This window comes from Amycolatopsis rhizosphaerae (genome assembly GCF_007713715.1).
Classification (GTDB): domain Bacteria; phylum Actinomycetota; class Actinomycetes; order Mycobacteriales; family Pseudonocardiaceae; genus Amycolatopsis_E; species Amycolatopsis_E rhizosphaerae.
Genome location: NZ_VJWX01000216.1, coordinates 1 through 11523, shown reverse-complemented (window position 1 = coordinate 11523; position 11523 = coordinate 1). Strand labels below are relative to the sequence as shown.

The following is an 11523-nucleotide window of genomic DNA, read 5'->3' as shown; positions in this document are numbered from 1 at the left end:
CATAATGTTTCGGTGGTCATGGCGGTGGGGAAACGCCCGGTCCCATTCCGAACCCGGAAGCTAAGCCCACCAGCGCCGATGGTACTGCACTCGAAGGGGTGTGGGAGAGTAGGACACCGCCGAACACTCATTGACAGGAAGCCCCAGGGCTCTGGTCGAGAACCCGCAAGGGATCTCCCAGACCCTGGGGTTTTCTGCATTCACGCCCGTATCCTGGCGACGTGACCACGCCTCGCCTGCTGATCATCCAACCCGATCAGACCGATCCGATCGGTCCCCTCGGCGACTGGCTCATCGACGCCGGCGCCGAACTCGACATTCGGCTGCCCTCTACCAGTTCGTTGCCCGACGACCTCGACGGATATCAGGGTCTCGTCTGTCTGGGCGGAGGCATGAGCGCCGATGACGATCTGGCGCACCCATGGCTGGTGCCTGTCCGTCGACTTCTCGACACCGCGCTGCTTCAAACCCTCCCCACACTGGGTATCTGCCTCGGGGCTCAGCTTCTGGCCATCGCCGCTGGTGGGCAGGTGGAGAAAGGGGTGCACGGCCCGGAAGTCGGTGCGAGCTTGGTCGCGAAGAAGGACGCCGCCTGGACCGACCCGTTGTTCGCTGAACTGCCATTGATGCCCGACGTCTTCCATTTCCACGAAGACGTCATCACCCGCTTGCCGGGCAACGCCGTCCTCTTGGCTTCAGCTCCCCGCTATCCGAATCAGGCGTTTCGCATCGGACGATGCGCCTATGGCGTCCAGTTCCACATCGAGACCACCGCCGAAGTCGTCCAGGCCTGGGCGAAGGACGTTCCGGACATGATGTCGGCTGCGAAACCTGGTGCATTCGAGGCCGCCACACTGGCGCAGGCCCACGCAGACCTGGCCGAAACCTGGCAGCCCTTCGCCGCCAGGTTCGTCCGACTCGCCGCAGGCGCTCTCCAGCCCGCCGCAGCAAAACCCCGCCATCTCCCCCTCACCTGACCGCCCAGGAGGCGAAGCAAGGGATGTTTACTCCGGCCCATCCGAAGCAAACATCCCTTGCTGCCGAGTTGTGGCCGGGGGAGGGGCGGCGGGCAGGCTACGGTGGAGGCTGATGGCAGAGCAAGTACGGGGAGCGGCGTCCCCCGCACGGTACGGCTTGACCGACGATCGCGCCGAAGCGCAGCTCCGTTCTCTGGGCTGGTGGGGCGACGGTGGGCCCGAACCGGCCTGTATCGAGGTCCTCACTACCCTGTCCCGGTCCGCCGACCCCGATCTTGCCCTCCGCGGTCTTGATCGCCTTCGCGAGGCCGATGAGACCGGTTGGCGGAAACTGGCGGAAGGTTTGCGCGAAGACCCGTCGCTGCGTGGCCGTCTGATCGGAGTCTTCGGGACATCGAGCGCACTCGCGGATTTCCTGGTCGGTTGCCCGCACGAATGGCGACGCCTTGCGCGGGACAAGGGAACGAAGAAAGAGCGCTATGTCGATATTCTTCTCAGGTCGGTCCAGGATGCAGGCACGACGCTGACGCACGGCGCCGCCGAACAGGCCTTGCGGATGGCCTACCGAGGCGTGCTGCTGGAGATCGCCGCAGCAGACCTCGGGCACCTCGTCGAAAGCGGGTTGGAACGTCCGTCCTACACCGAAATCACCGATAAGCTCACGGCTCTCGCCGAGGCGGCACTGACCACCGGCCTGGCCGTCGCGCATGCGGAGCTGAAGGTCACCGACCCGGACACCGCGCGCCTGGCCGTGATCGCGATGGGCAAATGCGGTGGGCACGAGCTGAACTACGTCAGCGATGTCGACGTCGTCTTCGTCGGCGAAGGTGATCTCCCGCTCGCCACCAGGCTCGCCAGCACCGTGATGCGCGTCGTGGGCAAGGCCTGTTTCGAGGTCGACGCCGCATTGCGTCCCGAGGGCAAGGCCGGGGCGCTGGTGCGAACCCTTGAGGGGCATACCGCTTACTACCGGAAATGGGCCCGTACCTGGGAGTTCCAGGCGCTGCTGAAGGCCCGACCCGTCGCAGGCGACCCCGAACTCGGCCGCCAGTATGCCGAGATGGTGGACTCGCTGGTTTGGACGGCGGCGGAACGAGAGAACTTCGTCGCCGACGTCCAGCAGATGCGCCGGCGCGTGGAGAAACACGTGCCGTCAGAACTGGCCGATCGTGAGCTCAAGCTCGGCCGCGGCGGGCTGCGGGACGTCGAGTTCGCCGTGCAACTGTTGCAGCTGGTTCACGGCCGAGCCGATCCGGAGCTGCGCTCGCCATCCACCATGGAGGCGCTGAACGCACTCGGCGCCCGAGGTTACGTCGGCCGGGCCGACGCGGCGGAGCTCGAAATCTCCTACGAGTTCCTACGCACCGTCGAACACCGGCTCCAACTTCGGCGGCTGCGCCGTACCCACCTGTTCCCGGACCACCACGAGACCGCCGAGTTGCGCGTCTTGGCCAGGGCGATCGGGATCAAGGCGGAACGAGGGAGAAGCGAGGGCGAGGTACTCGTGGCCGACTTCCGCCGGCATGCCCAGCGGATCCGGCGGCTCCACGAAAAGCTCTTCTACCGTCCGCTGCTGCAATCGGTTGCGAGCGTGCCTTCGGAAGCATTGCGCCTCACCACAAAACAGGCCGCCACGAGGCTTGCCGCACTCGGCTATGCGGCGCCTGACGGGGCGTTGCAACACATCAAGGCCCTCACTGCCGGGGTTTCGCGGCGGGCCTCGATCCAGCACACACTCCTTCCGGTGTTGCTCGACCTGTTGGCCGACACGCCGGATCCGGATGGCGGTCTTCTCGCGTACCGCAAGGTGTCCGAAGCACTGGAAGACACTCCGTGGTACCTCCGCGTCCTCCGGGACGAAGGAGCCGTCGTCGAGCGGCTTGCCTGCCTGCTCGGCACCGCCAGACTCGTGCCGGATCTTCTGGTCCGGGCGCCTGAAGTGCTGCAACTGCTCGGGGATCCGGCCGCACTGGCCGGCCGTGAGCCCGAGGAGGTGGCGAAGTCGCTGCGTGCCGCGGTCCGGCGCCAGCCAGGGCTGAAAGCCGCCGTCGCCGCCGCCCGGTCGTTACGGCGGCACGAGATGCTGCGCGTGGCCGCTGCCGACCTGCTGGGGCTGCTCGACGTCCGCGCCGTGTGCGAGGCACTGTCCACCGTCTGGGTCGCGGTGCTGCAGGGTGCCCTTGCCGCTGCACTCCGGAAGCGTACCGCCGAGACCGGCACCGCTCCGGCGAAGATCGCTGTGATCGGGATGGGGCGTCTTGGGGGCGCCGAGTTGGGGTACGGATCGGATGCGGACGTGCTGTTCGTCTGCGAGGCCAACGACGGAGCCGGCGACGAGGAGGCCGTGCGTTTCGCGTTGATCGTGGCGAAGACCGTGCAGGAGATGCTCGGCGCGCCGAGCGCCGATCCGCCGTTGCACGTCGATGCCGACCTCCGGCCCGAGGGGAGGGGCGGACCTCTGGTCCGCACGCTTGATTCCTACCGTGCCTACTACGCGCGGTGGAGCCAGGTGTGGGAGGCGCAGGCTCTGCTCCGGGCGCGTTTCGTGGCCGGTGACGAGGAACTGGGAACCCGATTCCTCGCCATGGTGGATCCGATCCGCTATCCGGACCAGGGCCTCGATCCGGCACGGGTGCGGGAAGTGCGTCGGATGAAGGCGCGCGTGCAGGACGAGCGCATGCCCAAGGGAGCCGATCCCACTCTCCACACCAAACTGGGCCGAGGCGGGTTGGCCGACGTCGAGTGGACTGTCCAGCTGCTCCAGTTGCGGCATGCGCACGCAGTGCCCGAGTTGCGGACGACTTCGACCCCGGCGGCGCTTGCCGTACTGGCGGAGTCCGGATACGTCGACGCGGAGGACGCGGCCTCACTGACCGAGGCTTGGTTGCTGGCGACCCATGTGCGAAACGCGTCCATGCTGGTTCGAGGCAAGGCAGTCGATCAGGTGCCGTCGAGTGGGCGTCCCCTGGCCGCGGTCGCCCGCATCATGGGCTACGGCGAGGAGACCGACCCCGGCGAGTTCCTGGATTTCTACCGGCGGACGACCCGCCGGGCCCATGCCATCGTCGAGCGAGTTTTCTACGAGGATTGATGTCACAGCTGGTATCGGTGGATGCGCCTCTACAGTGGATGAGTGACTGAGCGCGAACCGTTCCGCATGCAGATCAAGGTGCGGCTCTACGAGCTGGATCCCCTCGGCCATCTCAACCACGCCGTCTATCACTCGTACGCCGAGGTCGCGCGGATCGAGGCGATCGAGAAGGCATCGGGAGGCTCGCCCCTCTTCCAGAGCGAAAACATCTCCCCCGTGCTGCTGGCATCCACCATCAACTACCGGCGAGAACTTCGGATGGGCGATGTCGTCGAGGTGACTTGCGATACCAAGTTCGGTAGCGGCAAAACGTTCCAGATGGTTCAGGAGATCGTCAAGCTCGACGGGACGGTCTCGGCGGATCTCACTGTCACGCTCGGCCTGATGGATCTCGAACGCCGCAAACTCGTCGACGACCCGCGCGGACGTTTCCTGCGTGCGGGGTTCGACCTGTCAGTGCTGTCGACCGCCGAGTAGGCCGGGCGACGCGACATCCGTAGCAAACATCCCTTGCTCTAATCCGCCGGCGGGAGTGGGGCGCGGATGGTCTTTTCGATGGCTCCGTACGAGACGCGGTCCTGTTCGGGGCGAATAGCGGGGCCGAGGGGGTCCTCGACGAGGTCCGTGTAGAGCGCGGCTTCGTGTGGCAGCAGCATCTCGAGGTGTTCGTTCGTGAGTTCGGATCGCGCACCCACTGACTTTCGTGTGCCAGGAGCGTCGCTCGGTCCATCAGCAGTGAACGGGTATGGGCGAAGGAGCGGCGCAGCCGGTTGAGGATGGCGAAGCCGTGGGTGTCGATATCTGCCCCAGTACACCAGGTTCTTGTCCGCTAGCCACCAGAGCGGCGCCAAGCGGGCCACGGCATAGCCCCCGCCGAAGAGCACGACGGCGTCTTCTACGGGCGGGAAGGCCAGGTAGGTGATTTCGTTTTCGACGACGAACACCGTCCGCGCCTCAAGCGGCATATCCGCGAGTTCGGAAACCTGAACAGCCAGTTCAGTGAAGCGGGTGCCGTGCTGTTGGAGATGGCGGAACCGCACGTATGCGGGCTTGCTCCGGAACCGGTAGCGCCCGGCGAGATCCGATGACGGCCTCGTGGTGTCCACGCCGGGCACGTCCGTAGGTACATGTTGGGGCGCGCGTGCGTTTCGATTCACAGTACGCTGTCGACCAGGCTTGACCAGTTTCCGGCATGCCGGAGCACGTGTTCATAGCGGCAACCACGGTTCCTACGTGGTGACTATATTGCCCTAGTGGATTTGGATTACCAGTACCGGAAGGACAATCGTGCTCTTGCCGCCGAGGCTCGGGAGTGCCAGGCATTGCGGCACGCCTCGACTCTGGCCGAATGGCTCGGCGAGGGGCGGCCGGTGACGGCCAAGAAGGTATTGCGTCGATCTGATGTTCCCGAGGCCGGTCGCGTCCTGGGCGTCGCGGTACCGCGGCAGGTGCGTACCGCGGCCGATGTGCCGAGCCTCCATCGTCCGTGGACAGCGGCGGTGGGCGCCGGGTTGCTGGAGATTACGCGGGATCGGGCAGTAACAGGCCCGGCACTGTCCGGGTGGGGGTGCGCCGCCGACGATGACGTGCTCGACAGGTGGGCGAGAGCGTTGGCGGCAGTGCTCGCCGACACGTTCAACGATGACGGGGACGGGGCGGAGGCCCTGAGGATCGGGAAGCTGGCCCTGACGCTGCTGGCCGCTGAGCCCGCGCCGGTCGGCGCCGAACTGCTGACGGCGATCCACGGGGCGATCATCAACGGGGGTTACGCCCTGTATCGCACCTTCAATCGCGGTTTCGGGGAGCGGCGCCCGGCCGAGGTGGTTCTCGAGTTATTGGCCGCTTTCGGCGCCGTGACCGGGGAAAGCGGTCAATGGCGGATCAGTCCGCTTGGCCGTCGGGGGCTGCAGATCCTCGACTCTCGCGGCGTGGAGTTGCTCGCTGCCCCTGGCGCGCCTGCTGAAAGCGGCGGGATATGTCAGCTCAAGATCACCTTGTCGCGGATGCGACCGGCGCCTTGGCGAAGGGTGCTCGTGCCGGCTTCGGCCACGCTCGGGGATCTGCACGCGATCATCCAGATCGCCTTCGCCTGGGACGATGATCATTTGCACGCGTTCACCGTCGGCCAGCGCCAATACGGTGACCCGTACTTCAACATGCCGTACGACGAGGAAGAGACCACGCTGGCGGGGGTGTTCGACCGGGGACGGAGGTCGATCTCCTACGTCTACGACTTCGGCGACGACTGGTACCACGACATCAAGCTGGAGAGACTGGTCGAGCCGGATCCTGCCATCGGCTACCCGGTTTGCGTGGCGGGTCGCGGCGACGTGCCGGTCGAAGACCGTGGTGAAAGCTGTGGCGAAGACTGTGCCGAGCACTGCGGCGAAGACGAGCCGGCCTGGACCCCGTTCGACCAGACCGACATCAACGCCCGGCTCGGCCAATGGGAGTCCCTTAAGGATGCGAGACAACTACGCAACGACGTCGAAGCCATTCTGGCCGACGCCCAAGGCGAAGCGGAGGAAATGACCGCGTTCCGGAGCGCGCTGGAGGAGGAGATCTCCTTCCCGGTTCCCGCCATGTTGCTGGGCGCACCCGTCATCGTCGATGGGCTGACCGAGGACGAGGCCACGCTCGAGCTTCGTGCCCGGTGCCGGGGAAACGGCACGGACGAACTGGTGTCCTTCGCCGATCTGGATTTCTGGCCGGGCACCGTCGAAGCCTGGCTCCAGGCCGGGTACCTGGCCTATCTCGACAGAAAATTCGGGCCGCTCACCCGGCCCACCGGGTGGGGTGGCGTGGACCGGCCCGATCTGACCCGAATGTGTGAGTAGGGCGGTGACCCGCGTTGGGACCGGGGGAGGCTTGAAGCCGGCAACTTTGGCTCTTCAACGCGATGGCCCGCCAGCAGGCTGCTGGCGGGCCATTGACTTCGCGTCTGAAATCCGTTGTTTTATCGGGTCAGACCTGGTTGTGGATCACACGTCGTAGTACAGCGCGAACTCGTACGGGTGCGGCCGAAGGCGCAGCGGGTCGATCTCGTTCTCCCGCTTGAAGGCGATCCAGGTCTCGATCACGTCCGGGGTGAACACGCCACCCTCGGTGAGGAAGTCGTGGTCGGCTTCCAGGTTGTCGAGAACGGTGCCCAGGTCGGACGGGACGAGCTTGACGTCCTTGGCCTCCTCGGGCGGCAGCTCGTAGAGGTCCTTGTCGATCGGGTCGGCCGGCTCGATCTTGTTCTTGATGCCATCCAGGCCCGCCATCATCATGGCCGCGAACGCCAGGTACGGGTTGCCCGAGGAGTCCGGGCAGCGGAACTCGATGCGCTTGGCCTTCGCGTTCGTGCCGGTGATCGGGATACGGACACAGGCCGAGCGGTTACGCTGCGAGTAGACCAGGCTGACCGGAGCCTCGAAGCCCGGAACCAGACGGTGGAACGAGTTCACGGTCGGGTTGGTGAAGGCCAGCAGGCTCGGCGCGTGCGCGAGGATGCCGCCGATGTAGTGGCGCGCCATGTCCGACAGGCCGGCGTAACCGGACTCGTCGTAGAACAGCGGCACGCCGTCCTTCCACAGCGACTGGTGGCAGTGCATGCCCGAGCCGTTGTCGCCGAACAGCGGCTTCGGCATGAAGGTCGCGGTCTTGCCCGCGTTCCAGGCGGTGTTCTTCACGATGTACTTGAACAGCTGCAGGTCGTCGGCGGCGTGCAGCAGCGTGTTGAACTTGTAGTTGATCTCGGTCTGGCCGGCGGTGCCCACCTCGTGGTGCGCGCGCTCGATCTCGAAACCGGAGCCCTGCAGGTTCTTGCTGATCTCGTCACGCAGGTCGGCGAAGTGGTCGACCGGCGGGACCGGGAAGTAGCCGCCCTTGAAGCGGGTCTTGTACCCGCGGTTGCCGCCCTCTTCCTCGCGGCCGGTGTTCCACCAGCCTTCGACCGAGTCGATCTCGTGGAAGGTGGCGTTCTCGGAGGAACCGAACCGGATCGAGTCGAAGAGGTAGAACTCGGCTTCCGGACCGAAGAACACGGTGTCGGCTACGCCGGACTCGGCGATGTACTGCTCGGCCTTGCGGGCGATGTTGCGCGGGTCCCGGCTGTAGGCCTCACGGGTGAAGGGGTCGTGCACGAAGAAGTTGATCGAGAGAGTCTTCTCCTTGCGGAACGGGTCGATCCGAGCCGTGTCCGGGTCGGGCAGCAGAAGCATGTCCGACTCGTGGATCGACTGGAAGCCACGCACCGAAGAGCCGTCGAAGGCCAGTCCCTCGTTGAACGCCTCCTCGTCGAAGGCCTTCGCGGGGACGGTGAAGTGCTGCATGACGCCCGGCAGATCACAGAACCTGACATCGACAAACTGCACGTTCTCATCGGCGATGAGACGCTGGATATCGTCTGGTGTAGTGGACACCCTCTGTAACTCCTTCGTTTTTACCGCCGGGGGCAGTACTCTCTTCGGCTCACGCTAAGAGGGTGGTGTTGCCCGACCGTCACCCGTATGTTTCGCGCAGGTTAACGGGCGACTCGTTTTTGGCCGGTAGACCGGCGAGAGCAGCTTTCGGGCCAACCGCATACCCTGGATGAGTGGCGAGATGGACCGGTGAGTGGTTGTCGGGCTCTTCGACCGGCTTGGCGACCGACGACGTAGAGCCACCGCGTTGGCGCGGTGAGCGATTGGGGTTACCCGAGAAGGGCTCCGGCTCCGTGGCCGGTGGCGGGTCCCGGCTGCTTGCGCTGGTGATCGATCTGGTGCTGGCTTCGCTGGTGACCTCCTTGTTCCTGCGGCCGAATCTGCAGGACACGGCGGCCATGCAGACGTACAACCTGTGGTCGGTGGCGGCGTGGGCCGTGATCACGGCGGTACCGGTCGCCTTCTTCGGCTTCACACCCGGTATGGCTGTGACCGGGATCAGGGTGGGCAGGCTGGACGGTGTTTCACTGGTCGGCCCGTGGCGGGCGATCGTGCGCGCGGTCCTGACCTTCCTCGTCGTTCCGGCAATCATTCGCAACGCCGACGGGCGGAGCTGGCTGGACCGGCTGACCGGAACGGCCGTCGTCCGTTTCCGCTGATCCTGATCGGCGGCGGGGGACGCCCAGCCGCCGTTTCGTACGCTTTTCGTAGTTGCTCGATCACCTTGAGCGGGTTGTCACGCAGCTGAGAGGGCAGGGTTTCCACCACGATTGCCCCGGCCCTTGCCGGTGCCGGATCAGGCCCATGGTCGTCGAGACGGAACTCCGCCCACGTGATTCGCCAGAGCAGGCCGACCTCGGCCCAGTAGGCGTCGGCGTGGCCGAGGAACACGCCGTCCTGATCTTCCAGTTCGACCTGCCATTCCGGTTCCGGCAGCCCGCTGCGCCGGAGTATTTCTCGAGCCCAGGCTTCGGAGGCAGAGCGGACCGCTGCGTGGATCTCGTGCACCACACGGCGGGGAAGAGCCGAGCCGATCGTGGAACCCAACTCGATCTCGCGGTGCAGATCCCGCGGATCGCACAGGCCGCGGCCGACGGCCTCCTTGATCATGGCGCGGACCGCGGGAAGATCGGTCATGCGACGCGCCGCGTCGAAGAGGGCGCGGGCCAGCGGAGCGACCGGGACCCGCTCGATTACGACGGGATCAGGGAGATGGACCGTTCGTTCGACGGTCGCGAAGCCCCACGAGCTCACTCCACTCGTGTGCGGTATCAGTACGTGCACCGCCTCCCCCGGCGGGAGGCGGGTCAGGCCATGCAACCTCGCCGCCTCGATCCCTGTGATCATGGCTCGTGGGCCGGCGTGCACCAGGGCGGCGCGGTGCAGTTGTGCTCTGCTCAGCGGGCCACTGCTGAGCACGATCACGCCGGGGATCGGTCGCTGCCAGACCCTGCCGGGGCGGCAGCGTGCAGAGATCGTCGAATGCGACAGGCCGAGCGCGACCAGCGTTGCCCGGGGCGCGACGCCTTCCGGGAACAACGCGATCAGCGCTTCGTGATCGGGCGAGAACTGCTTCGATGGCACACTGTCATCCTGCAACTACCCACCGACATTTCCGGGTTCAACAGGACTGGTATTACTATACCGACGCGTGCTAGGGTACCGGTATAACTATACCAACACCGGCTGACGCGAGGTATTCGTGATTGAACTGAAGACGCCTGCGGAGATCGAACGCATGCACGTGGCCGGGCGTTTCGTCGCGGAGGTGCTCTCCGAGGTCGGCAGGCTCGCCGACTTGGGCGTCAACCTCCTGGACCTGGAGCACCACGTGCGCGGCATGATCAAACGGCGCGGGGCGGAGTCGTGCTATTGGGACTACGCTCCGTCCTTCGGTAAGGGCCCGTTCCGCAACGTCATCTGCCTCTCGGTCAATGACGCCGTCCTGCACGGCTTGCCCCACGACTACACATTGCGCGACGGGGACGTGCTCAGCGCGGATCTCGCGGTCGGCATCGATGGCTGGGTGGCCGATTCGGCGCGCACTATCGTCGTCGGGACTGCTGCCGAGGAGGATCTGCGGATCATCCGTGCCACCGAGGAAGCGTTGGAGGCGGCGATCGAGGTGGCCCGTCCGGGCAACCGCCTGGGTGACATCTCGGCGGCGATCTGGGCGGTGGCCTGTGACTACGGCTATCCCGTCAACACCGAGTTCGGCGGGCACGGCATCGGCCGCACCATGCACGAGGACCTTCACGTTTCCAACAAGGGCAGGGCAGGCCGCGGCCTGAAACTTCGGCCGGGCCTGACCCTCGCGCTCGAACCCTGGTTCGCCCGCACGACCGACCGGATCGTCTATGACACCGACGGCTGGACCATCCGGTCGGCCGACGGCTCACGCACGGCCCACTCCGAGCACACGATCGCCATCACCGAGGACGCCCCTTTGGTACTCACCCGGCGCGACGCGGAGCAACCCCCTAAAGCGTGATGATTCTGCGGTTGAGCTGCATAGGGTCCCGATCATGGCTTCTCGAATTTCCGAACTGGTGATCCCTTCACTGGACCCGCAACGGCTGGCGGCGTTCTGGTGTGAGGTGCTGGGCTTCATCGTGCTCGACACCGACGACGGCGCGGTGGAGATCGGGCCACAGGAAGGGTTCGGTGGATTGCAGCCGACCCTGTGCCTCATTCCGACTACCGAGCCCAAGGTGGGCCAGTTGCGGCTGCACTTCGACGTCAACGCCACCGACCGCGATCAGGACGCCGAACTGGAACGCCTTCTGAAGCTCGGGGCGCGCCCGGCTGACATCGGTCAGACCGGCGAGGAGTCCTGGCATGTCCTGGCCGACCCCGAAGGCAACGAATTCTGCCTCCTGCGAAGCCGCCTGAGCTGAGCATCGGCCGGGCATCACACCAACTCGGCGCACGCCCTCATACGGGGCCGCCGCCTCACGACATTCCGAAGCCGAGCATCCCAGTTGCTCTGAATGCTCACCAAGCTTCGCCGTGTGCTCATGGCAGCCCAACCGGGCTGATGCCCCAGCGT

The 11523-nt window shown here is 65.8% G+C and carries 10 protein-coding genes, 1 rRNA gene and 1 pseudogene; 8 read left to right on the top strand and 4 right to left on the bottom strand.

Annotated features, from left to right (window positions below; translation table 11 throughout):
- Positions 1–8 precede the first annotated feature (8 nt).
- The 4 genes from rrf (at position 9) to FNH05_RS20820 (ending at position 4545) form a co-directional block, all read left to right on the top strand.
- A 5S ribosomal RNA gene (gene rrf, locus FNH05_RS20835) occupies positions 9–125 on the top strand.
- Between the two features lie 96 nt (positions 126–221).
- Positions 222–977: a type 1 glutamine amidotransferase gene (locus FNH05_RS20830; protein WP_144590386.1), complete on the top strand. Its 756-nt coding sequence runs from the start codon at positions 222–224 to the stop codon at positions 975–977.
- 112 nt (positions 978–1089) lie between these two features.
- On the top strand, positions 1090–4068 hold the full coding sequence (locus FNH05_RS20825) for a bifunctional [glutamine synthetase] adenylyltransferase/[glutamine synthetase]-adenylyl-L-tyrosine phosphorylase (RefSeq protein ID WP_144590385.1): 2979 nt from the start codon (positions 1090–1092) through the stop codon (positions 4066–4068).
- A 42-nt stretch (positions 4069–4110) separates the two neighbouring features.
- On the top strand, positions 4111–4545 hold the full coding sequence (locus tag FNH05_RS20820) for an acyl-CoA thioesterase (protein ID WP_144590384.1): 435 nt from the start codon (positions 4111–4113) through the stop codon (positions 4543–4545).
- Here FNH05_RS20820 and FNH05_RS40060 read toward each other — a convergent pair.
- Positions 4439–4834, bottom strand: coding sequence for a Wadjet anti-phage system protein JetD domain-containing protein (locus tag FNH05_RS40060; protein ID WP_425458470.1), 396 nt, complete (start codon positions 4832–4834; stop codon positions 4439–4441). The two genes, FNH05_RS20820 and FNH05_RS40060, sit on opposite strands and share 107 nt — an antisense overlap.
- 49 nt (positions 4835–4883) lie before the next feature.
- Positions 4884–5174: pseudogene (locus tag FNH05_RS40055) on the bottom strand (Wadjet anti-phage system protein JetD domain-containing protein); the annotation flags it as partial.
- Between the two features lie 147 nt (positions 5175–5321).
- On the opposite strand from FNH05_RS40055, the gene FNH05_RS20805 reads away from it, so the two are divergent.
- Positions 5322–6905 (top strand): plasmid pRiA4b ORF-3 family protein, encoded by a 1584-nt coding sequence (locus tag FNH05_RS20805; protein WP_246127862.1) that lies wholly within the window; start codon positions 5322–5324, stop codon positions 6903–6905.
- Between the two features lie 144 nt (positions 6906–7049).
- Here the strand turns inward: FNH05_RS20805 and glnA are convergent, their stop codons facing one another.
- The gene (gene glnA / locus FNH05_RS20800; RefSeq protein ID WP_144590382.1) at positions 7050–8474 is read right to left on the bottom strand and encodes a type I glutamate--ammonia ligase; all 1425 of its coding nucleotides are present in this window, start codon (positions 8472–8474) and stop codon (positions 7050–7052) included.
- A gap of 173 nt (positions 8475–8647) precedes the next feature.
- Between glnA and FNH05_RS20795 the strand changes: the two genes are divergently transcribed.
- A complete protein-coding gene (locus tag FNH05_RS20795; protein WP_144590381.1) occupies positions 8648–9133 on the top strand; it encodes an RDD family protein in 486 nt (161 codons plus the stop codon).
- On the opposite strand, the gene FNH05_RS20790 is transcribed toward FNH05_RS20795, so the two are convergent.
- Positions 9063–10058: a hypothetical protein gene (locus FNH05_RS20790; RefSeq protein ID WP_186382655.1), complete on the bottom strand. Its 996-nt coding sequence runs from the start codon at positions 10056–10058 to the stop codon at positions 9063–9065. The genes FNH05_RS20795 and FNH05_RS20790 overlap by 71 nt on opposite strands.
- Before the next feature lie 118 nt (positions 10059–10176).
- Between FNH05_RS20790 and map the strand changes: the two genes are divergently transcribed.
- On the top strand, positions 10177–10965 hold the full coding sequence (gene map / locus FNH05_RS20785; protein WP_144590380.1) for a type I methionyl aminopeptidase: 789 nt from the start codon (positions 10177–10179) through the stop codon (positions 10963–10965).
- Between the two features lie 34 nt (positions 10966–10999).
- On the top strand, positions 11000–11371 hold the full coding sequence (locus tag FNH05_RS20780; RefSeq protein WP_144590379.1) for a VOC family protein: 372 nt from the start codon (positions 11000–11002) through the stop codon (positions 11369–11371).
- Positions 11372–11523 lie beyond the last annotated feature (152 nt).

Excerpts from the sequence above, each read along its gene's own strand:
- FNH05_RS20780 (WP_144590379.1), top strand. The coding sequence starts at position 11,000 with ATGGCTTCTCGAATTTCCGAACTGGTGATCCCTTCACTGGACCCGCAA.
- FNH05_RS20825 (WP_144590385.1), top strand. The coding sequence starts at position 1,090 with ATGGCAGAGCAAGTACGGGGAGCGGCGTCCCCCGCACGGTACGGCTTG.